The organism is Kitasatospora sp. NPDC036993 (assembly GCF_055607525.1).
Map to the genome: position 1 here is coordinate 74,513 of NZ_JBVJRP010000006.1, position 20,766 is coordinate 95,278.

Consider the following 20,766-nt stretch of genomic DNA (forward strand, 5'->3'; position numbering starts at 1 on the left):
GTGCCCCCGTCCGGGACGGGGGCACTCGTCTGTTATGTGCGCGTCGCTTCACGCGGTGGGCGCGCCGGTGGCCGAAACGTGCCGGTGGTGCACTCATGGTGACCGGCGATATCCGTAACGTGCCCGACGGCGGGTGCGGGGCGTTCCGGAATTCCGGATTCACCCGGGGGGATTGCGGCGGTCGGAATGTTGCCGTTTGCCTGCGTTTTGCCGAAATCGACGGAGAAGATCGTATTCGGCTGAATCGCCGGGCCCGGGGGCGGGGTCGACCTGGTGCGGTTCGGCGGTCCATTCCCGGCCGCCCGTCTCGGGGCGCAGGTAGTGCTCGCCGCCGATGGTGTCCATGTAGACGCCGGTGCGTCCGGTCCTCCGGTCGAGGACGAGTTCACCCACGTGTGGCCGGTAGGCCGGGGCGTTCCGCTGTCGGGTGCTCACCGTGCTGCTCCTCGCTCTGGTCGGCGACTGGCCGGCATCTCTAGAGAAGCTAATATCTCTAGAGATGTCAACGATCGTCGTATCTGCTTACCGGCGACCGTGGGCGCGCCTACGATTTGTCCCAGGCAGAGGGAGCGGAGATGACCGGCAGCAGTGGCGGCAAGCAGCCCAAGTACCAGCGGATCGCCGAAGCGCTGAAGACGGCCATCGACGCCGGCCGGTACCGCGCGGGGGACCGCCTGCCCGGCGAGAACGACCTCATGGACGAGTACGGCGTGGCCCGGATGACCGCCCGTCAGGCGCTCGGCGTGCTGCAGAGCGAGGGCCTCGCCGAGGCGCGCCGCGGCGCCGGGGTGTTTGTCCGGGAGTTCCGGCCGCTGCGCCGGCGCGGCATCCAGCGGCTGGCGCAGGGGCAGTGGGGCTCGGGCCGGTCGATATGGTCGGCGGACATCGACAACCGCAGCCTGGTGGTCGACCAGGTGTCCGTCACCGAGCAGGGCGCGCCCGAGCACGTGGCTCGGGTGCTCGGGGTCGATCCCGGCGCCCCGATGTGCGTGCGGCACCGCCGCTTCGTCCTGGACGGCAAGCCGGTGCTTCTCTCGACCTCGTACCTGCCCGCCGTCCTGGTCGCGGGCACCGCCATCACCCGTGAGGACACCGGCCCCGGCGGCACCTACGCCCGGCTCGCCGAGATCGGCGCCAAGCCCGTGCACTTCCGCGAGGAGGTCCGCTCCCGGATGCCCGGCGCGGAGGAGTCCGCCCGGCTGGAGCTCGCCGCCGGCACCCCGGTCATCCTGATCTGCCGCACCGCCTTCGCCGACGAGGGCCAGGTCGTCGAGCTCAACGAGATGATCCTGGACTCCGCCTCGTACGTCCTGGAGTACGACTTCGACGCCTGAGCGCCACAGCGGCAGTCAGTCGGCGGCGGCCCGGCGGATGTCCCGCTCGCGCAGCTCACCGACGACCCGGGCGACAGTGGCGAAGTCGTCGTCCACGTGCAGCACGGTCATGTCGTGGTGAACGGCGGTGCCGGCGAGCAGCAGGTCCGCCAGCCCGGCCGCCCGGTGCTGGCTCTTCTGGGTGAGCTTGTACTGGGCGGTGTCGATCCAGTCCCAGATCGACTTCGGGGCGTTGACGACCGGGCCGAACAGTGCCGCGAGTTCGTCCTCCAAGTCGTCCCGGTGTGCCGAGTTCCGGGCGGAGAAGAGGATCTCGATCCGGGTCGACTTGCTGATCCTGATCAAGCCGGACTCGATGTGCCCCCGCCACTGCGACCGGAGTTCCCGCTCCGACACCAGCCGGACGTAGGCCGAGGTGTCGATGAGGAAGCTGTCGATCATTCGGCTTCCTCGCGCTGTGCCCGCTTGCGGGACTCGTACACCCGTATGGTCGGCTCGAACTCGCCGGCGGCGGCCCGGCGGGACAGCTTCTCCAGGGCTTCCAGCCGCTTCAGCCGGTTGACGTAGTCGGTGAGGGCGTTGTTGATGGTGTCCTTCTTCGTCGTCGTCCCCATCAGCCGCATGGCCTCCGCGAGAACCTTGTCGTCGACGTCGACGTTGGTCATGCTCACCTGTACACCTCCGTGGATGACGTGGGTGATCCACCTATGCCGTCCACGGTACCCACGTTCGGTCCGCACCGGCAGACACGGCCGCCCCGGCCGCGGGGGCGGCCGGGGCGGCGAGGGGGCGTGCGGGAGTGTTCTCCCGGGCGGGCTACTCCTTGGAGCGGATCCGCAGGCTGGTGATCAGCGGGCCCTCGGTGGTCTCGCGGAAGAAGTCGTTGCCCTTGTCGTCGACGACGATGAAGGCCGGGAAGTCCTCGACCTCGATGCGCCAGACCGCCTCCATGCCCAGCTCGGCGTACTCCAGCACCTCGACCTTCTTGATGCAGTCCTGGGCGAGGCGGGCGGCCGGGCCGCCGATCGAGCCGAGGTAGAAGCCGCCGTGCTCGGCGCAGGCGTCGGTGACCTGCTTGCTGCGGTTGCCCTTGGCCAGCATGACCATCGAGCCGCCGGCCGCCTGGAACTGGTCGACGTAGGAGTCCATCCGGCCGGCCGTGGTCGGGCCGAAGGAGCCGGAGGCGTAGCCCTCGGGGGTCTTGGCCGGGCCCGCGTAGTAGACCGGGTGGTCCTGGAGGTACTTGGGCATGCCCTCGCCGGCGTCCAGGCGCTCCTTGATCTTGGCGTGGGCGATGTCGCGGGCGACCACCAGGGTGCCGGTGAGCGAGAGCCGGGTCTTCACCGGGTACTTGGACAGCTCGGCGCGGATCGCGGACATCGGCTGGTCGAGGTCGACGCGCACCACGTCGTCGTCCAGGTGCTCGTCGGTGGTGTCCGGCAGGTACTTCGCCGGGTCGGTCTCCAGCTGCTCCAGGAACACGCCCTCGGCGGTGATCTTGCCGAGCGCCTGGCGGTCGGCCGAGCAGGAGACGGCCATCGCGACCGGCAGCGAGGCGCCGTGGCGGGGCAGCCGCACCACGCGCACGTCGTGGCAGAAGTACTTGCCGCCGAACTGGGCGCCGATGCCGATCTTCTGGGTCAGCTCGGTGACCTTGGCCTCCAGCTCCAGGTCGCGGAAGCCGTGGCCGGTCTTCGCGTCGCCCGAGGTCGGCAGGTTGTCCAGGTAGTGCGCCGAGGCGTACTTGGCGGTCTTCAGCGCGAACTCGGCGCTGGTGCCGCCGATCACGATGGCCAGGTGGTACGGCGGGCAGGCCGCGGTGCCCAGCGAGCGGATCTTCTGCTCCAGGAACGAGAGCATGCTCGCCTCGTTCAGGATGGCCTTGGTCTCCTGGTACAGGTACGACTTGTTGGCGGAGCCGCCGCCCTTGGCCATGAACAGGAACTTGTACGCGTCGCCGTCGGTGGCGTACAGCTCGATCTGGGCCGGCAGGTTGTTGCCGGTGTTCTTCTCGTCCCACATGGTCACCGGGGCCATCTGGGAGTAGCGCAGGTTGAGCTTGGTGTACGCGTCGAAGACGCCGCGCGCGATGGCGGACTCGTCGCCGCCCTCGGTCAGCACGTTCTGGCCGCGCTTGCCCATGACGATCGCGGTGCCGGTGTCCTGGCACATCGGGAGGATGCCGCCGGCCGAGATGTTGACGTTCTTCAGCAGGTCGAGCGCGACGAAGCGGTCGTTGGGGCTGGCCTCCGGGTCGTCCAGGATGCGGCGCAGCTGGGCGAGGTGGGCGGGGCGCAGGTAGTGCGAGATGTCGTGCATCGCCTCGGCCGTCAGCAGCCGCAGCGCCTCGGGCTCGATCTGGAGGAAGGTGCGACCGCCCGCCTCGAAGGTGGAGACACCCTCGGAGGTCAGCTTGCGGTACGGGGTCGGGTCAGCGCCCAGGGGGAGCAGGTCGCTGTACTCGAAGTCTGGCGTGGGAGCCATGGGGGCGGTCCTTAGGTATCCAGTTGGTCCGGCTGCGTCGGCGAAGCACCATCCAGGGTAGGACCCGGCGGAAGTCGGCATGCGGACAGGTGGGCCTTGCGTGACCGGGCTCACTCGCGCCCCAGTTCGAGCGACTAGGCTGACCCCGTGGAAAACTCGCCGTCGCAGGACGATCCGGGGCAGCCTCTGGTGCCGGCGCCCGTACCGATGACCAAACCCGAACCCAAGCCCGCGCTCAGGCCCGAGGGCGGGGCCGCGGCGGCGCCACGGCCGCACGCGCCGGTCGCGGAGGCGGAGCTGCGCGTCTCCGACGCCGACCGCGAGAAGGTCGCCGAGCTGCTGCGGGACGCCTACGCCGAGGGCCGGCTGGACGCCGACGAGCACGCCGAGCGCATCGAGGCCGCCTACGCCGCGAAGACCTTCGGGGACCTCGCGCCGCTGACCAGGGACCTGCCGGCCCGTCCGCTGTCCTTCGAGAAGCCGCCGCTGAACGCCCCGCAGGCGCCGCCGCAGCCGCCCGCGCGCCAGGAGTCCCCGTGGGTGGTGGCCGTCTTCGGCGGCGCGTCCCGCAAGGGCCGCTGGCGGGTGGGCTCGAAGCTGAGCGCCTTCGCCGCGTTCGGCGGGGTGGAGATCGACCTGGGCGACGCCGTGTTCGAGTCTCCCGAGGTGGAGATCACCGTCATGGCGCTGTTCGGCGGGGTCGACGTCCGGGTGCCGGAGAACGTCAGCCTGCACGGCAGCGGGATCGGCCTGTTCGGCGGCTTCGACGTCCGGGAGCAGACCGCGGCGGACCCGTACGCTCCGGTTGTCCGGGTCAAGGGCCTTGCCCTGTTCGGCGGTTGCACCGCCAAGCCGCGCCGCGGCAAGAAGCTGAAGGAGTGGGTGCGCCGCCAACTCGGCACCGACTGAGCACCGTTGACCTGCACGGCGCCCGGCCCGGGGGCAACTCCCGGCCGGGCGCTCGGCGTTGCGGCCGGTGCGCTGCGTAGTCGTTTGCGTGCAGTGTGCATGAATCGCGGCCGGGCGGGGTAGTTCCTTCCGCACATCGCTTCTTGTACGGCTGCGCACCGGAGGCGGCCGAGCGGCCGTGCCGGGGTTGGACAGCGGGGGCTCGCAGCCGGCAGCGGAGCGAGGGGTCCCCGTGTCCGAGAGCCTCGTCAGGAGTACGGCCGTGCTGCATCCGATCGAGTCCCGCACCACCTCGCCAGTCGCCGCCGCGCAGGTACTGGAGCGCCGCCCCGGCGTCCGGCCGCAGCCGCAGCCCCCGGGCGGTCCGGCCGGTGCCCCCGCGGGCGACGACAATCCCTGGCACACCGGCGCGGCGTGCCGCCGGGACGAGGTGGGGTTGTTCTTCGCGCCCTCCAAGGAGCCGACGGCGGCCCGGTTGTCGCGCGAGGAGCAGGCCAAACAGGTGTGTGCCCGCTGCCCGGTGCTGCTGGAGTGCCGCGAGCACGCGCTGGCCCAGCCGGAGCCGTACGGGGTCTGGGGCGGGCTGACGGCCGCCGAGCGGCGGGTGGTGCTGGCCCGGCGCCGCCGCCGGGACACGGAGCTGCGCGAGGCGGCCAGGGTGGCGGCGGCCGCGCGGCGCCGGATAGCCGGGTGACGGCGGGTCCGAGAGGGGACGGAGGACGCGCCGCGGCCCCGGCGGAGGGGGATTCCGCCGGGGCCGCGAAGCGCGTTCTTCCGGGCCTCAGTTGGCGCGGTCGAAGTCGATCGCGCTGTACGCCCGCAGCTTCGAGAGCTTGTGGGTGGAGTTGATCTCGCGGATCGTGCCGCTCTTGGAGCGCATCACCAGCGAGCTGGTGGTGGCGGTCTCCGAGCGGTAGTGCACGCCGCGCAGCAGCTCGCCGTCGGTGATGCCGGTGGCGACGAAGAACACGTTCTCGCCGCTGACCAGGTCGTCGGTGGTGAGCACCCGGTCCAGGTCGTGGCCGGCGTCCAGGGCCTTCTGCCGCTCGGCGTCGTCCTTGGGCCACAGCCGGCCCTGGATGACGCCGCCCATGCACTTCATCGCGCAGGCCGCGATGATGCCCTCGGGGGTGCCGCCGACGCCCATCAGCAGGTCGACGCCGGTGCCCTCGCGGGCGGCCATGATGGCGCCGGCCACGTCGCCGTCCGAGATGAACTTGATCCGGGCGCCCGCCTCGCGGATCTCCCGGACCAGGCTGTCGTGGCGCGGGCGGTCGAGCACGACGACGGTGACGTCCTCGACGGCGCTGCCCTTGGCCTTGGCGACCCTGCGGATGTTGACCGCCGGCGGGGCGGTGATGTCGACGAACTCGGCCGCCTCGGGGCCGGCCACCAGCTTGTCCATGTAGAACACGGCGCTGGGGTCGAACATGGTGCCGCGGTCGGCGACGGCCAGCACGGCCACCGCGTTGTTCATGCCCTTGGCGGTCAGCGTGGTGCCGTCCACCGGGTCCACCGCGACGTCGCACTCGGCGCCGGTGCCGTCGCCGACCCGCTCGCCGTTGTAGAGCATCGGGGCTTCGTCCTTCTCGCCTTCGCCGATGACGACGATGCCGTTCATCGAGACGGTCGAGACGAGGGTGCGCATCGCCTTGACGGCGGCGCCGTCCGCGCCGTTCTTGTCGCCACGTCCGACCCACCGGCCGGCGGCCATCGCGGCCGCCTCGGTGACCCTGACGAGTTCGAGCGCGAGGTTCCGGTCGGGAGCCTCCGGCGCGACCTCCAGGGCACTGGGAAGGTGGTGAGGGTACTGCGCGGTCATCGTCGTTACCTCTCTGTACGCGACGGCCAGTAAGCGCCCGACTACTGCCTGGTCGAACGCCGTGGTGAGGGTCCTGCGATCGTATCTGCCCACGAGATGACTGTCTGTGGCGCGGGTCGCTGCCCCGGGCGGAAACCACCGTTTCGTTCCGTTTCACCCGTGCGTGAACACCCCTGGTGAGTGTCGCCTGATGTGGATGAGTCACCATGTGGGGGTGGCAGCAGACAGCAAGGGCATGAGGGGCCGGCAGACCGTACGGGACATGGTCCTGTCGATGCTGGCGGTCGGTTTCGTCGTCTGGATCGGATACCTGTTCCTCCCGCACGACGCCAGCGGCGACCCGGTGCACGCGGTCGAGTACAAGGTGGCGGCGGCCTCGGCCAAGCGTGCCGCGCCGTATCCGCTGCTCTCCCCCGAGGGGCTGCCGGACAAGTGGCGGGCCACCTCGGTCAGCTACCGGCCGGCCGACATGAACAACGGCAAGGGCAACGCCTGGCACCTCGGTTTCGTGACCCCCTCGGGCCAGTACGCGGCGATCGAGCAGAGCGACGCGAAGCGTGACGCGCTGGTGGCCGACTACGTCACGGGCGCCAAGCCGGACGGCACCTCCGACGTGTCCGGCCGCAGCTGGGACCGGGTGCAGGGCGAGAAGGCCCGCGCGCTGGCCGCCCAGACCGGCTCCGGGACCACCCTGCTCACCGGCACCGCCTCCTACGAGGAGCTGGCCGAGCTGGCGCAGGCGCTCAAGTAGCCCCGCCCCCGCGCCGCTCCTCCCGCGCCGCTCCTCCCGCGCACGCCGAAGGGCCCCGCACCGGACGAACCGGTGCGGGGCCCTTCGCGCGGGACGGGTCAGACCGTGGTGACGACCTCGTCGTAGGCCAGGCGCGGCGAACGCGGGAACCAGGCCTCCTCGCCCGGCTTGCCGATGTTGACCACGGCCAGCACCGAGTGCTCGCCGTCGCCGAAGAACTCCTTGTTGAGGCCCGCGGCGTCGTAGCCGGTCATCGGGCCGGCGGCCAGGCCGGCGGCGCGCACGCCGATGATGAAGTAGGCGGCCTGGAGGGCGCCGTTCAGCGTGGCGGACTGCTCGCGGACGCTGCGCTCCGAGAAGAACATGTCCTTGGCCTGCGGGAAGTGCGGGAGCTGGGTCGGCAGCTCCTCGTGGAACTCGTTGTCCGCGGCCAGGATGGCGACCAGCGGGGCGGCGGCGGTCTTGGCCTTGTTGCCGTCCGCCAGGTGCTGGACGAGGCGCTCGCGGCCCTCGGCCGAGCGGACCAGGACGACGCGCAGCGGCTGCTGGTTGAAGGCGGTCGGGCCGAACTTCACCAGCTCGTAGATGGCCTGGATCTGCTCCTCGGAGACGGGCTCGTCGGTGAAGGTGTTCGCGGTGCGGGCCTCACGGAACAGCAGGTCCTGAGCGGCGGCGTCGAGTACCAGGGCGTCGGTGGTCATGCTTCTGCACCTCAAGCGGAATTGGGGTTCGTCGGTGTGATCGGCCGTGGCCGTTCACTTCCACCAACATAGGTGAATATTCAACGATTCCCCAAGTCGATGTGACCCACGTCACTCACCGCCCCGGCGTCACTCGCCGCCCCGGGCCCCGTCCTCCTCGGCGGCCAGCGCGGCGTCCAGCCGGGCCCGGGCACCGTCCAGCCAGCGCTGGCACACCTTGGCCAGCTGCTCGCCGCGCTCCCACAGGGCCAGCGACTCCTCCAGCGACGTCCCGCCGGTCTCCAGCTGCCGGACGACCTCCAGCAGCGCGTCCCTGGCGTGCTCGTAGCCCAGCGCGTCGTCCGGGTTCGGTGCCGCCGTCGCGTCCTGCTGTTCCCGCTGCTCTGCCATGGGTGTCAGCGTAGGGGCTCAGGCCGACACTCCCCAGCCCCCGGCGTCGCCGGCTACCCGGGCGCCACGGTGACGTCGAAGCCGCCGCCCGCCACCCTGGCGTGCAGCCCCTCGCCGGGAGCGGCCTGCGCCGGGTCGGTCACCACCGTGCCGTCCGCCCGCTGGAGCACCGCGTAGCCGCGCTCCAGGGTGGCCGCGGGGGAGAGCGCGACCACCCGGGCCAGGGTGTGCCCGAGGTCGCTCTGGGCGTGGTCCAGCCGGTGCCGCAGGGTGCGCCTGGCCCGCTCCAGCAGGCCGTCCACCTCCTGCCCGCGGCCGTCCAGCATCCGGTGCGGGGCGGCCAGCGACGGGCGGCTGCGCAGCCCGTCCAGCCCGTGCTGCTCGCGCTCGACCCGGGACAGCACGTGCCGGCGGGCGCGGTCCCGCAGCTGGCGGACCTTGGCCAGCTCCTCGCCGACGTCGGGAACCACCCGTTTGGCCGCGTCGGTCGGGGTGGAGGCGCGCAGGTCGGCGACGAAGTCCAGCAGCGGCTGGTCCGGCTCGTGCCCGATCGCGCTCACCACCGGCGTACGGGCGGCCGCGACCAGCCGCACCAGCCCCTCGTCCGAGAACGGCAGCAGGTCCTCCACGCTGCCGCCGCCGCGGGCCACGATGATCACGTCCACCCCGGGGTGCTCGTCCAGCTCCCGCACGGCCGCACTCACCCGCTCCACCGCGCTGACCCCCTGCACCGGGACGTTGCGCACCTCGAAGCGGACAGCCGGCCAGCGCCGCCTGGCGTTCTCCAGCACGTCCCGCTCGGCCGCCGAGTCGCGCCCGGTGACCAGCCCCACGCACTGTGGCAGGAACGGCAGCGGCCGCTTGCGCTCAGCCGCGAACAGGCCCTCCCCGGCCAGCCGCCGCTTCAGCTGCTCCAGCCGGGCCAGCAACTCGCCCAGGCCCACCGGCCGGATCTCCGAGGCGCGCAGCGACAGCTGTCCGCGCGCCGCGTACCACTCCGGCTTGGCGTGCACGACGATCCGCGCGCCCTCCTGCACCACGTCCGCGACCTGGTCGAACACCGAGCGGAAGCAGGTCACCGTGAGGGACACGTCCGCCTGCGGGTCGCGCAGGGTCAGGAACACCACACCCGCCCCCGGACGGCGGCTGAGCTGGGTGATCTGCCCCTCCACCCAGACCGCGCCGAGCCGGTCGATCCAGCCGCCGATCAGCGCGGAGACCTTGCCGACCGGGAGCGGCGCTTCGGGGGAGCTGGTGTTGGCCATGCGTACGAGGCTAGCGGCGTCCGCCGACACGGCCGAGACCGCCGAGGCCTCCGGTCCGGCGCCGGTCGCCGCCGCCCCGGCCGCGGCTACGGCTGCCGGCGTCCGCCGGTCCGGCCACCGCCGCCGCCCCGGGGGCCCAGGCCACCGCCCCGGCCGGTGGCACCCTGGACGGCCAGCACCACCAGGCCGACCGCCAGCCAGACCAGCCCGACGATCTGCGCGGTGGCCGAGGCCTCGTACACCACCGCCCCGATCACCGCGATCCCCAGTACCGGCACGACCAGGTGCCGCAGCCACCGCCGCGAGCCGTGCCGCACCGTGTACCAGCCGATCACCGAGGCGTGCAGCAGCGCGAAGGCGGTCAGCGCGCCCACGTTCACCACCGAGGTGAGCTGGTCCAGACCGTCGTCCCGGTTCGCCGCCCAGACCGCCGCCGCCATGGTGATCACCGCGGCCGCCAGCAGCGCCCGGCGCGGCACCGCGCTGGCCGGATCGACCGAGCCGAGGACGCGCGGCAGCCGTCCGTCCCGGCCCATCGCGTAGACCAGCCGCCCGGCCGCGGCCTGCCCGGCCAGCGCCGCGAAGGCCGCGCCGACCGCCTTGCCGGCCGCCACCAGCACGTGCAGCCAGTGCCCGACGCCGCTCTCCACGGTGTCGTAGAAGGCCGAGCCCTGCGCCACCGGGTCGGCGGCCAGCTGCTCCGGGCCGGTCGGCTCCAGCAGCGCCGCCAGGTAGGTCTGGGCGACGAACAGCACCCCGGCCAGCGCCAGGCACCAGAGCACCGCCCTGGCCACCGCCGCCGAGGCGCCGACCGCCTCCTCCACGAAGGTGGCGATCGCGTCGAAGCCCAGGTACGAGAGCACCGCGACGGACACCGCGGAGATCACCGCGGTCAGCGAGAAGTCCCCGACGGCGGTGAACGGGGTGTCCCAGCCGCGCTGGGCCCCGCCCTGGGCCAGCGCCACCACGGCCGCCGCCACGAACACCGCCAGCACCAGGATCTCCATCGCGAGCACCGCGAAGCCGACCGCCGCCGCCGTCCGCACCCCGACCAGGTTGAGCGCGGTGGTCACCACCACCGCGAGCGCCGTCCACACCCAGCGCGAGACGTCCGGGACCAGGGAGTTCAGCGCGATCCCGGAGAACAGGTAGGCCACCGCGGGGATCAGCAGGTAGTCGAGCATCGCCATCCAGCCGGCGATGAAACCGGGCCCCTCGCCCAGCCCGGCCCGCGCGTAGGCGAACACCGACCCGGTCTGCGGCACCGCGCGGACCATCTGGGCGTACGAGAAGGCGGTGAAGCCCATCGCCACCGTCGCGGCCAGGTACACCGTGGCGACGGCGCCGTGGCTCTTGGCGTCCAGCACGCCGAACACGCCGACCGGGGCCATCGGGGCGATGAACAGCAGTCCGTAGACCATCAGATCGCGGACGCCCAGGCTGCGGCGCAGGCCGCTCGGCGTCACCTGCTCGCTCACAGAGCTCATAGACACCATATTTTGAGCGCTGTTGACCGGGTCTGCATGGAATTCGCCCACCATCGGCGCGGCTCCCCGCCAGGGGCGGCGCGACTCGTGGCCGCCCGTACGATGGAGCCATGTCCAAGACCGCGCAGCGCCGTGTCCTGCTCGCCGCCCCCCGGGGCTACTGCGCGGGAGTCGACCGCGCCGTGATCGCCGTGGAGAAGGCCCTGGAGCAGTACGGGGCCCCCGTCTACGTCCGCAAGCAGATCGTCCACAACAAGTACGTGGTGCAGACCCTGGAGAAGAAGGGCGCGATCTTCGTCGACGAGACGGAGGAGGTGCCCGAGGGCTCGATCGTCGTCTTCTCCGCGCACGGCGTCGCCCCGTCCGTCCACGACGAGGCGCGGGCCGGCAAGCTCGCCACCGTCGACGCCACCTGCCCGCTGGTCACCAAGGTGCACAAGGAGGCCGTGCGCTTCGCCGACGAGGGCTTCGACATCCTGCTGGTGGGCCACGAGGGCCACGAGGAGGTCGTCGGCACCATGGGCGAGGCGCCGGACCGGATCCACCTGGTGGACGGTGCCGAGGACGTCGCGAACGTGCAGGTCAGGGACGAGTCCAAGGTCGTCTGGCTGTCCCAGACCACGCTGTCCGTGGACGAGACCATGGCCACCGTCGGCGAGCTGAAGAAGCGCTTCCCCGGGCTGGTCAGCCCGCCCAGCGACGACATCTGCTACGCCACCCAGAACCGCCAGGTCGCGGTCAAGCAGCTGGCCCCCGAGACCGACCTGCTGATCGTGGTCGGCTCCAGGAACTCCTCCAACTCCGTCCGCCTGGTCGAGGTCGGCCTGGAGTACGGTGCCAAGGCCGCCCACCTGGTGGACTTCGCCGAGGAGATCAGCGAGGAGTGGCTGGAGGGCGTCACCACGGTCGGCCTGACCAGCGGCGCCTCGGTGCCGGAGATCCTGGTCGACGGCGTGCTGGAGTTCCTGGCCGCGCGCGGCTACGACACGGTCGAGACGGTCAAGACCGCCGAGGAGCACCTGATCTTCTCGCTGCCCAAGGAGCTGCGCCGCGACCTGCGCGCCGAGGCGGCGGGCAAGCTCTGATCCTCCGGAGGGCCCGGTACCCCCGTGCGGGGTACCGGGCCCTCTGCTGTGCGTCGGCGGGCGCCCTCTCGTAACTTTGTGCACAGGCTGTGGACAATTCACGGGCCGTGGACCAGCGGGTCCGCGGCCGACGGCGGAGGGTGGACGTGATGACGGCGGTATTCGGCGTGGACATCGGCGGCTCGGGGATCAAGGGCGCGCCGGTCGACCTCGCCAGGGGCACGCTCGCCGAGGAGCGCCACAAGGTGCTCACCCCGCAGCCGTCCGCCCCCGAGGCCGTGGTCGCCGCCGTGTGCGAGGTGGTCCGCCACTTCGACCACCAGGGCCCGGTCGGGCTGACCTTTCCCGGGGTGGTGGTCGACGGCCGCACCAGGACGGCGGCCAACGTGGACAAGGGCTGGATCGGCCTGGACGCCGCGGGCCTCTTCCGGGAGGCGCTGGGGATGCCCGCGACCGTCCTGAACGACGCGGACGCGGCCGGGCTGGCCGAGCTGACGCACGGCGCCGGGCGGGGCGAGTCGGGCGTGGTGCTGGTGCTCACCTTCGGCACCGGCATCGGCAGCGCCCTGTTCGTGGACGGCGTGCTGGTGCCCAACACCGAGCTGGGCCACCTGGAGCTGCGCGGCAAGGACGCCGAGCGCCGGGCCTCCTCGGCCGCCAAGGAGCGGCACGGGCTGAACTGGGAGCAGTGGGCCGAGCGGGTCGACGAGTACCTGGACCTGGTGGAGATGCTGTTCTCGCCGCGGCTGATCGTGATCGGCGGCGGGGTGAGCCGCAAGCACGAGAAGTTCCTGCCGCGGCTGAAGGAGCGCGCGGCGCGGGTGGTGCCGGCGGAGCTGCGCAACGACGCGGGCATCGTCGGGGCCGCCATGGCGGCGGCCAGGGCGGGGGGCTGAGGGCCGGCCCCGGCTGGGGCGGTTCCGGCGGGGACGGGCCTCAGCGGGAGCGGTGGATCCGGCGCTGGGCGACGAACCGGGCGAGCACGATCAGCGTGGCCAGCCCGGTGCCGGAGAACAGCCAGTCCGCCCGCAGCGCCAGCCCGGTCGCGAGCGAGACCACCTGGGCGGTGACGCCGGGGGAGTTCACCGGTTCGAGCAGCAGCAGGGCGAGGGCGAAGGCGATCGGCCCGCTGATCGGCGCGGCCAGCAGGTCGGCGTAGCGCACCCGGACGGCCAGCTGGAAGCAGACCACCAGGTAGCCGAGGCCGAACAGCCAGCCCAGGCCGTCGAACAGCAGCAGGTCCAGGCCGGCCACCGCGAGCGTCGCCAGGACGGCGGCCACGCCGGTGCCGACGGCCGTCAGCCGGGTCGGCCGGCCGGTGCGCCGCCGCCCGTCCGGCTGCTCGTCGCCGCGCCCGCGCAGCGGCAGGCGCAGGCGCAGCCGGGGGCCGGGCGGGCGGCCGGCGGAGGGGCCGGCCACCGGGCGCAGCCGGGAGGCGGGGGAGGACTCGGCGGGGGCTCCGGCGGTCCCGGGAGCCCGGCCTGGGCCTGGGACGGCGGCTGCGGCCGCGCGGGTCGACGGACGGCGTCTTGGCCCTGGCGGCTGGGTACGGATGCTCTGCTCCACCCGCCCAACGTACGGTCCGATCATCGCCACACTGTGTAATGGACCGTTCAGGTCCTGCCCCGTGTCTCCGAACGGAGTAGTGATGTGATCGTCACTCAGGCGGGCCGGCCGGCCCGGCCGGGGCGGCGCACCATGATCAACGGGCCCGTGCCGGGCCGCGGCGACCGAGGAGTGAGGCGGGGCGGGGGCTGCCCGTAGACTTGGGGGTCGGCCCGTACGGTGCCGACCCAACTCCTCCAAGCCCACGGGACTGCGCTTCATGTCGCTCACGATCGGAATCGTCGGCCTGCCGAACGTCGGCAAGTCGACCCTGTTCAACGCCCTGACCAAGAACGACGTGCTGGCGGCCAACTACCCGTTCGCCACCATCGAGCCGAACGTCGGCGTGGTCGGTGTCCCGGACGAGCGGCTGGCCAAGCTCGCCGAGATCTTCGGCTCCCAGCGCATCCTCCCGGCGACGGTCGACTTCGTCGACATCGCCGGCATCGTGCGCGGCGCCAGCGAGGGCGAGGGGCTGGGCAACAAGTTCCTCGCCAACATCCGCGAGTCGGACGCGATCTGCCAGGTCGTGCGCGCCTTCACCGACCCGGACGTGGTGCACGTGGACGGCAAGGTGTCGCCCAAGGACGACATCGAGACCATCCACACCGAGCTGATCCTGGCCGACCTCCAGACCGTCGAGAAGGTCCTGCCGCGGCTCCAGAAGGAGGCGCGCCTCAAGAAGGACACCGCCCCCGTGCTGGCCGCCGCCGAGGCCGCGCAGGCGATCCTGGAGACCGGCAAGACCCTCTTCGAGGCCGGCTTCGACACCGCCCCGATCCGCGACCTCCACCTGCTGACCGCCAAGCCCTTCATCTACGTCTTCAACGTGGACGAGGACGAGCTGGCCGACGAGGACTTCAAGAACGCCCAGCGCGAGCTGGTGGCCCCGGCCGAGGCGATCTTCCTGAGCGCCAAGATCGAGTCCGAGCTGATCGAGCTGGACGACGCCGAGGCCCTGGAGCTCCTCCAGTCGATGGGCCAGGAGGAGCCTGGCCTGGCCACCCTCGCCCGGGTCGGCTTCGACACCCTCGGCCTCCAGACCTACCTGACGGCCGGCCCCAAGGAGACCCGCGCCTGGACGATCAGGAAGGGCGCCACCGCCCCCGAGGCCGCCGGAGTCATCCACACCGACTTCCAGAAGGGCTTCATCAAGGCCGAGGTGATCTCCTTCGCCGACCTGGTCGAGACCGGCTCCATCGCCGAGGCCCGCTCCAAGGGCAAGGCCCGGATCGAGGGCAAGGAATACGTCATGCAGGACGGCGACGTGGTCGAGTTCCGCTTCAACGTGTGAGCGGGTGAGGTGACACCACGTCGCTGACGCGGTGGACCTGCGGGCCGGAATGGGGCGGACGCTGTCGAGTCCGCCCCCTTCGTCGTCACCGCGCCGGATGGGTGCCGGATTCTCCGACGGTGTGGCAGTGGGATCAGGTCTCGTGGACGGTGGACCGGTGGCCCACGTGAACGACCCAGACCACCAGTTCCCCGTTGTCGATCGTGTAGACGACCCGGTAGTCGCCGACGCGCAGGCGGCGTCGCTCGGGCTGGGAGACGAGTGCGGTGGTGTTGAAGCCGAGGGGGTCGGTCTCCAGCTCGGTCAGCTTGGCCAGGATGCGCAGCGCCATGTCGCGAGGGATCTTCCGAAGCTCGGCCTGCGCCTCAGGGCGGAAGACGGTTCGGTAGTCACTCACTGCGCGCCAGCGTCTCCCTCATGATGTCCTCGATCGGGATGCCGGGGGCCGGGCTGGCCATGCGCTCGTCGATGATCCGGTTGATCTCACGCTCTTCCCATTCCTGGTACTTGCGCAGGATCTCGATGGAGACGACGGCGGCGACCTCCTTGCCTCGCCGGGTGATCACCGTGGGCACGTCGTCGCGGTCCGCGCGCTCCACCACCTCCGCCAGGTGTGCGCGCACGGCACGGACGGACTCTATGGGCAGTGGCTGCGTCATGCATCAAAGGGTACCAAGTGTCCCATGTGTACACAATGAGTTTCATCGTGGTGGCAGGACGCCTCGCCCCGAACGTCCCGGTGTGTCGGATGAACCCCGACGGTGCCGCATCGGTCCTGGACGTGATCACTCAAGGGGATCGTCTGTGCAGGCCAGAGCCCTGTGCTGAACATTCCGCTTCGGCATGGGACGGACGGCCTGCCGCCGCCTCGGCGGTCGGCCGGGGGCGGGGGTGCCCACCGGGCGGGGCCGGGTGGTGGGGAAGGGAAGGGGAACAGGGCGGGAAGACCGCAGGCCACAGTGGCGTGTATGTGTGCACACTCCCAGAGGGGTTCGCGATCCAGACTGCTCCTGGTGATGCCGAGCCACCAACTCGTACGACGAGGGGCCGAGTTGGGGTTCCGTATCTGGTCGATATGGGACCCGGTCCAGCTGGAGGACGACTTCGCGCGGCGGATCGAGGAGGGCTCAGAAGAGCTGCTGCTCACCGACTTCACCGACGAGGACCGGCTGCGCGAGACCATCACGCGGATCACGCGCCGCCACGGGATCGACGCGCTGCTGCACTGCGGCCACGGCGACTCCGTCCTGCCGGTGGCCGAGGAGGCGTGGCGGCTCGGGCTCTCCCCCAACCCGCCGGAGGCGTACAAGCGGCTCCAGGCCTGCGAACGGGCCCCCGCGCAGGCTCCCCGGCTGAGCGTCGAGACGCTCACCGTGGACGGCTACCACCACGTCGTCGGCGTGACCGCCCAACGCACCACGGGGCGCCCGCACTTCCTGGTGACGGGCTACCTCCACCCGGCGCCGCTGACCGACGACGAGCGCAAGGTCATCGAGGCGGCGGCGGTGGACTGGCTGGAGGCGAGCGGGTACCGCTTCGGCCCGGCCCACACCCAGGTGGCGCTGCTGCCCGACGGGCCGCGGATCGTGTCCTGCCGGGCGCACCTGGCCGCCGACCGGATCCCGCTGCTCGTGGAGATCGCGCGCGGCTTCGACTTCGAGGCGGCGGTCTTCGCGGCCCTCCTGGGCGGACCCCCGGTCGTGCCGAGTGCCTCGCAGTGCGCGGAGATCGGGTTCTTCCTGCTGCCCGGGGGCAGGCTGGAGACGTACACCGGTACGGAGGACATCGCCGTGACGCCGTGGGTTCGCGGAGCCCGCTTCCCGTACGCCGTCGGCGACTTGATCCCCCCCGTCGGCGACCCGCGCGCCCGGCGCGGCTATGTCGTCGTGGAGGGCGATAGCCCGGAACTCACCCAGGAGCGGGTCTCCAATGCGCGGGAGGACCTCATCGCCGATATCCGGCCAACCGAATAGCGCGCCGGGCGGCCTCGACCCCTCCCGGAGCTGCGGGGAAGCACGGAAATGGATCGCCGGAGTCGAACATGGCAGGTGCATGTACTCCATGAGGTGACCTATTCTCACGAGGACGTGCGTCCCATCTACGGGGGAGGATCGGGTGCAGGCCGGGACATCGGATGACATGGGAGGCGCCACCGGTCCCAAACCGGAATTCGCGGTCCTCGGCTCACTGGAAGTCCGCAGCGGATCGGAACCGGTTCCGATCAACGGGCCCCTGCAACGGCGCGTCCTCGCCGTGCTGCTCCTGGAGGCGGGGCGGGTCGTGCCCATCTCCCGCCTGGTGACGGCCGCCTGGAACGAGAAGCCGCCGGACAGCGCCGAGCACCAGGTGCGCAAGACGGTCGCCAAGCTGCGCCGCCTCATCCCGTACGGACCGGACACCATCGTCACCGACGGGCCCGGCTACCGCGCGGTCGTCGACACCGGACAGCTCGACCTGCTGCGCTACCAGCGGCTGTTGCGGCAGGCCAGGGAGTCCTCGGACGCGGGGGAGGCGGACCGGGCCGCGGCGCGGCTGCGCGAGGCACTGGCCCTCTGGCGGGGGCCGGTGCTGGCCGGATCCGGCGGACGCGTCGTCGACGCCGCCTCGACGGCCCTGGAGGAACAGCGGCTCACCGCCGCCGAGCAGCTCTACGACCTGTGCATGGAGGCGGGCGAGGCCTCCGAGATCACGGGCGAGCTGCGCACCCTGGTGGACGAGCACCCGCTGCGCGAGACCCTGCGCAGCCGGCTGATGCTCGCCCTCTACCACTCCGGCCAGCAGGCCGCCGCGCTGAGCGAGTTCGCCCGCGCCAGGGACCACCTCGCCGACGAACTGGGCATCGACCCCGGCGTCGAGCTGACCGATCTGCACGAGCGCATCCTGCGCCAGGACCCGGTGCTCTCCCGCCGGGAGCGCTCCGCGTCCAGGGCCAGGCACTCGGCCACCGAGGCTCCGCACGTGCTGCCGTTCGACGTGCCGGACTTCTCGGGACGGACCTCCGAGCTGAAGTGGATCCGGGACGCGGCCGGGCACGCCCCCGAGGGCTCGCCGACGGTCCTGGCCATCGACGGCATGGGCGGCGGCGGCAAGACGGCGCTGGCCATCCACGCGGCCCACCAACTGGCCGAGCAGTACCCGTGCGGCCGGCTCTTCGTCGACCTGCACGGCTTCACCCCGGGCCAGACGCCGCTCAGCGCGTTCCACGCCCAGGGGGACCTGCTGGCCGCCGTCGGCATCCCCAGCAGCGAGATACCCGTGGTGCCGGCCGGGCGCGCCGCGCTGTGGCAGTCCTACATGCACGGCCGCCGGATGCTCCTGGTCCTGGACAACGCCGCCGCCTCCGACCAGGTGCGGGCGCTGATCCCGGCCTCCTCCGACAGCCTGGTCCTGATCACCAGCCGCCCACGGCTGACCGGGCTGGACGGGGCCGAGTGGCTCACCGTGGGCGCCCTTCCCGAGCCGGACAGCCACCAGCTGCTGCGCACCACCCTCGGCGCCGAGCGGGTGGAGCGGGAGCCGGAGGCGGCCCGCGAGCTGGTGCGGCTGTGCGGGGGGCTTCCGCTGGCGGTCAGGATCGCCGCCGCCCGGCTGGCGAACCGCCCGCGCTGGACCGTCCAGCGGCTCGTCGACCGGCTGCGGGACCACGAGCGGCGCCTGGACGAACTCGCCAGCGAGGGCCGGGGGGTCGCGGGCGCGCTGCTGCTGTCGTACCAGTCCATGCCCCAGGAGCAGCGGACGGCCTTCCGGCTCCTGGGACACCACCCCGGGCGCTACCTGGACGCCGACGAGGCCGCCGCGCTGCTGGACACCGACCCGATGACGGCCGAGAACGTGCTGGAAGAGCTGGTGGACGTACGGCTGCTGGAGGCCAGGGAGCCGGGGGCGTACGCCCTGCACGACCTGGTGCGCAGCTTCGTGCACCGGGTGGCGCAGAGCCAGAAGGCGCCGGAGGACGCCCAGGCGGTGCGGCGGCTGCTGGACCACTACCTGCACCGGGCGGAGAACGCGTGCGACGTGCTCTTCCCCGGGCGGCGCCGCTTCGGGGACACCGGCGAGGACGCCGGGGGCCACCGGTACGCCGACAAGGAGGCGGCGCTCCAGTGGCTCGACCAGCACCGCGACAGCCTGCTGCTGGCCGTCGACGCCGCGTACGACAGGGGGCTGTTCTGGCACGCCGCGCGGCTGCCGCGCGAGCTGGGCTTCCATTCGAGCATCCGCGGCTACGACGCCCAGGCGAACGCGGCGCTGGAGAAGGGGGTGAGCGCCTCGCGGAAGCTCGGGGACCGGCCGCTGACCCGGCTGAACCTCATGAACCTGGCCATGGGCAAGTGGCGGCTGGGCCAGCTGCGGGAGGCCGTGGCCCGGCTGGAGGAGGCGGTGGACCTGTCCCAGCTGATGGCGGACGCGCACAGCGAGGCGGAGTGCAAGGCGCGGCTGGGGCAGGCGTACAACAGCCTGGGGGAGCTGGACCGGGCGCTCCGGCTGAGCGAGGAGGCCAACCTCGCCGCCCAGGAACTCGGCTTCACCCGGCTCGACGGTTCGTCGCTGAGCACCCTGAGCCTCATCCAGGTGCGGCTCGGGCGGTTCGAGGAGGCGGCGGACTCGGCGGAGCGGGCGGTGGCCATCTTCGACTCGATCCAGGAGATCCAGCTCTCCGTGGACGCGCTGAGCAACCTCTCGCAGGCGATCGAGGGCCTGGGCCGCTACGACGAGGCGCTCGCCCGGGCCGACGCGGCGCTGGAGCGGTGCCGGCGGATGAGCATGCCCTCCGTGCTGCCGCTGGTCCTCGCCCGCAGGACGGACGTGCTGGTGTGCATGGGCCTGCTGGAGGAGGCGGCGAGCAGTGCCACCCACGCGCTCGCCGAGGCCACCCGCTGCACCGACGACATCCACCGTGCCACCGTCCACCTCTCGGCCGGGCGCGCCCTGTACGCGCACGGCGACCTGAGCGCGGCGCGGGCCCAGCAGCTCCTGGCCTACGAGATCGCCTGCCGCATGGAGCTGCGCCACGACGAGGCGAGCGCGCTGTGGGACCTCGCCAGGACCGCCGACGCCCAGGGGGACCGGCACGCGGCCAGGAAGCACCGGGCGGCGGCGGGCCGCCTCTTCTCGCTGATGGGGGTGCAGGAGACCGCGCGGTGAGGGGCCGCGGGGCGGGCGGCCCGGGGCGGAGGACGGCACGGCGGGGACGGCAGGGTGGGTGCCGCGCGCCGGCGACCGGGCAGCGCGTGCCGTACCGTCCGAAACCGGTACGGCCGGGGAGGCTCCGGCGTTGTGTGGGTATCGGGCGGGTGTCGAGAGGGGAACGGGCCGGGAAGTCAAATCGGGAGCATCAGCGGAGTCGACAAAAGCCTGCCCCACCAAAGGAGCTCACCTCATGCGCGTCATTCCCATCGCCGCCCCGGTCCTCGCCCTCGGTGCCCTGCTGGGGGGTCTCACCGCCGTCTCCGACGTGCCGGAGCCGGCCAAGCACACCACCGCCGCCGTCGTCCTGGTGCCGAACACGGTCGTCTCCGGGACCGACGGCAACAACGGAAACGGCTGAACCGACGGGCCGCAACCGCGGGTTGCGGCCCCTCGGCCGGGCCGCCAGGAACAGCTGAGAGCCGCCACCGCGTCGCGCGGTGGCCCCGGTCTGC

The 20,766-nt window shown here is 72.2% G+C and carries 22 protein-coding genes; 10 read left to right on the forward strand and 12 right to left on the reverse strand.

Annotated features, from left to right (window positions below; translation table 11 throughout):
• Positions 1-159 precede the first annotated feature (159 nt).
• On the reverse strand, positions 160-435 hold the full coding sequence (locus ACZ7C5_RS14280) for a hypothetical protein (RefSeq protein WP_401083069.1): 276 nt from the start codon (positions 433-435) through the stop codon (positions 160-162).
• 140 nt (positions 436-575) lie between these two features.
• Here ACZ7C5_RS14280 and ACZ7C5_RS14285 point away from each other — a divergent pair, with 140 nt between their 5' ends.
• Positions 576-1,334, forward strand: a complete 759-nt coding sequence (locus tag ACZ7C5_RS14285; RefSeq protein ID WP_401083072.1) for a GntR family transcriptional regulator — start codon at positions 576-578, stop codon at positions 1,332-1,334.
• Positions 1,335-1,349: 15 nt separating this feature from the next.
• Here ACZ7C5_RS14285 and ACZ7C5_RS14290 read toward each other — a convergent pair whose 3' ends face one another.
• From ACZ7C5_RS14290 to ACZ7C5_RS14300, 3 genes are all read right to left on the reverse strand, one after another.
• Positions 1,350-1,772, reverse strand: coding sequence for a PIN domain-containing protein (locus ACZ7C5_RS14290; RefSeq protein ID WP_401083727.1), 423 nt, complete (start codon positions 1,770-1,772; stop codon positions 1,350-1,352).
• On the reverse strand, positions 1,772-2,005 hold the full coding sequence (locus tag ACZ7C5_RS14295; protein ID WP_401083075.1) for a type II toxin-antitoxin system VapB family antitoxin: 234 nt from the start codon (positions 2,003-2,005) through the stop codon (positions 1,772-1,774). Before ACZ7C5_RS14295 ends, ACZ7C5_RS14290 begins: the two co-directional genes overlap by 1 nt.
• Before the next feature lie 145 nt (positions 2,006-2,150).
• On the reverse strand, positions 2,151-3,818 hold the full coding sequence (locus ACZ7C5_RS14300) for a fumarate hydratase (RefSeq protein ID WP_401083078.1): 1,668 nt from the start codon (positions 3,816-3,818) through the stop codon (positions 2,151-2,153).
• A gap of 207 nt (positions 3,819-4,025) precedes the next feature.
• On the opposite strand from ACZ7C5_RS14300, the gene ACZ7C5_RS14305 reads away from it, so the two are divergent.
• A complete protein-coding gene (locus tag ACZ7C5_RS14305) occupies positions 4,026-4,727 on the forward strand; it encodes a DUF1707 SHOCT-like domain-containing protein (protein WP_401083081.1) in 702 nt (233 codons plus the stop codon).
• 316 nt (positions 4,728-5,043) lie between these two features.
• Positions 5,044-5,421, forward strand: a complete 378-nt coding sequence (locus ACZ7C5_RS14310) for a WhiB family transcriptional regulator (protein ID WP_223244097.1) — start codon at positions 5,044-5,046, stop codon at positions 5,419-5,421.
• A gap of 87 nt (positions 5,422-5,508) precedes the next feature.
• Here ACZ7C5_RS14310 and glpX read toward each other — a convergent pair whose 3' ends face one another.
• Positions 5,509-6,549 carry a class II fructose-bisphosphatase gene (gene glpX, locus ACZ7C5_RS14315; protein ID WP_188296149.1) on the reverse strand — a complete coding sequence of 347 codons (1,041 nt, stop codon included), beginning with the start codon at positions 6,547-6,549 and terminating at the stop codon, positions 5,509-5,511.
• Positions 6,550-6,763: 214 nt separating this feature from the next.
• Here glpX and ACZ7C5_RS14320 point away from each other — a divergent pair, with 214 nt between their 5' ends.
• Positions 6,764-7,300: a DUF4245 domain-containing protein gene (locus ACZ7C5_RS14320; RefSeq protein ID WP_401083085.1), complete on the forward strand. Its 537-nt coding sequence runs from the start codon at positions 6,764-6,766 to the stop codon at positions 7,298-7,300.
• 98 nt (positions 7,301-7,398) lie between these two features.
• Here ACZ7C5_RS14320 and ACZ7C5_RS14325 read toward each other — a convergent pair whose 3' ends face one another.
• From ACZ7C5_RS14325 to ACZ7C5_RS14340, 4 genes are all read right to left on the reverse strand, one after another.
• Positions 7,399-8,001, reverse strand: a complete 603-nt coding sequence (locus ACZ7C5_RS14325; protein WP_401083088.1) for a malonic semialdehyde reductase — start codon at positions 7,999-8,001, stop codon at positions 7,399-7,401.
• Positions 8,002-8,130: 129 nt separating this feature from the next.
• Positions 8,131-8,391 (reverse strand): exodeoxyribonuclease VII small subunit, encoded by a 261-nt coding sequence (locus ACZ7C5_RS14330; RefSeq protein ID WP_401083091.1) that lies wholly within the window; start codon positions 8,389-8,391, stop codon positions 8,131-8,133.
• A 53-nt stretch (positions 8,392-8,444) separates the two neighbouring features.
• Positions 8,445-9,656, reverse strand: coding sequence for an exodeoxyribonuclease VII large subunit (gene xseA, locus ACZ7C5_RS14335; protein ID WP_470322679.1), 1,212 nt, complete (start codon positions 9,654-9,656; stop codon positions 8,445-8,447).
• 86 nt (positions 9,657-9,742) lie between these two features.
• A complete protein-coding gene (locus tag ACZ7C5_RS14340) occupies positions 9,743-11,143 on the reverse strand; it encodes an APC family permease (RefSeq protein ID WP_401083098.1) in 1,401 nt (466 codons plus the stop codon).
• Positions 11,144-11,253: 110 nt separating this feature from the next.
• Between ACZ7C5_RS14340 and ACZ7C5_RS14345 the strand changes: the two genes are divergently transcribed.
• Positions 11,254-12,228 carry a 4-hydroxy-3-methylbut-2-enyl diphosphate reductase gene (locus ACZ7C5_RS14345; RefSeq protein ID WP_401083101.1) on the forward strand — a complete coding sequence of 325 codons (975 nt, stop codon included), beginning with the start codon at positions 11,254-11,256 and terminating at the stop codon, positions 12,226-12,228.
• Between the two features lie 149 nt (positions 12,229-12,377).
• Complete coding sequence (gene ppgK, locus ACZ7C5_RS14350; protein WP_401083104.1) at positions 12,378-13,124, forward strand: polyphosphate--glucose phosphotransferase; 747 nt, start codon at positions 12,378-12,380, stop codon at positions 13,122-13,124.
• Between the two features lie 40 nt (positions 13,125-13,164).
• Here ppgK and ACZ7C5_RS14355 read toward each other — a convergent pair whose 3' ends face one another.
• A complete protein-coding gene (locus ACZ7C5_RS14355) occupies positions 13,165-13,647 on the reverse strand; it encodes a DUF6542 domain-containing protein (RefSeq protein ID WP_401083106.1) in 483 nt (160 codons plus the stop codon).
• A gap of 406 nt (positions 13,648-14,053) precedes the next feature.
• Here ACZ7C5_RS14355 and ychF point away from each other — a divergent pair, with 406 nt between their 5' ends.
• Positions 14,054-15,127: a redox-regulated ATPase YchF gene (gene ychF / locus ACZ7C5_RS14360; RefSeq protein WP_401083109.1), complete on the forward strand. Its 1,074-nt coding sequence runs from the start codon at positions 14,054-14,056 to the stop codon at positions 15,125-15,127.
• A gap of 133 nt (positions 15,128-15,260) precedes the next feature.
• Here the strand turns inward: ychF and ACZ7C5_RS14365 are convergent, their stop codons facing one another.
• Positions 15,261-15,524 carry a type II toxin-antitoxin system RelE family toxin gene (locus tag ACZ7C5_RS14365; RefSeq protein WP_401083112.1) on the reverse strand — a complete coding sequence of 88 codons (264 nt, stop codon included), beginning with the start codon at positions 15,522-15,524 and terminating at the stop codon, positions 15,261-15,263.
• Positions 15,517-15,786 (reverse strand): type II toxin-antitoxin system Phd/YefM family antitoxin, encoded by a 270-nt coding sequence (locus ACZ7C5_RS14370; RefSeq protein ID WP_401083115.1) that lies wholly within the window; start codon positions 15,784-15,786, stop codon positions 15,517-15,519. Before ACZ7C5_RS14370 ends, ACZ7C5_RS14365 begins: the two co-directional genes overlap by 8 nt.
• A gap of 393 nt (positions 15,787-16,179) precedes the next feature.
• Here ACZ7C5_RS14370 and ACZ7C5_RS14375 point away from each other — a divergent pair, with 393 nt between their 5' ends.
• The 3 genes from ACZ7C5_RS14375 (at position 16,180) to ACZ7C5_RS14385 (ending at position 20,672) form a co-directional block, all read left to right on the forward strand.
• On the forward strand, positions 16,180-17,100 hold the full coding sequence (locus ACZ7C5_RS14375) for an ATP-grasp domain-containing protein (RefSeq protein ID WP_401083118.1): 921 nt from the start codon (positions 16,180-16,182) through the stop codon (positions 17,098-17,100).
• Between the two features lie 307 nt (positions 17,101-17,407).
• Complete coding sequence (locus ACZ7C5_RS14380) at positions 17,408-20,269, forward strand: AfsR/SARP family transcriptional regulator (protein ID WP_401083121.1); 2,862 nt, start codon at positions 17,408-17,410, stop codon at positions 20,267-20,269.
• 235 nt (positions 20,270-20,504) lie between these two features.
• Positions 20,505-20,672, forward strand: coding sequence for a hypothetical protein (locus ACZ7C5_RS14385; RefSeq protein ID WP_470322680.1), 168 nt, complete (start codon positions 20,505-20,507; stop codon positions 20,670-20,672).
• The last annotated feature ends 94 nt before the right edge of the window (positions 20,673-20,766 follow it).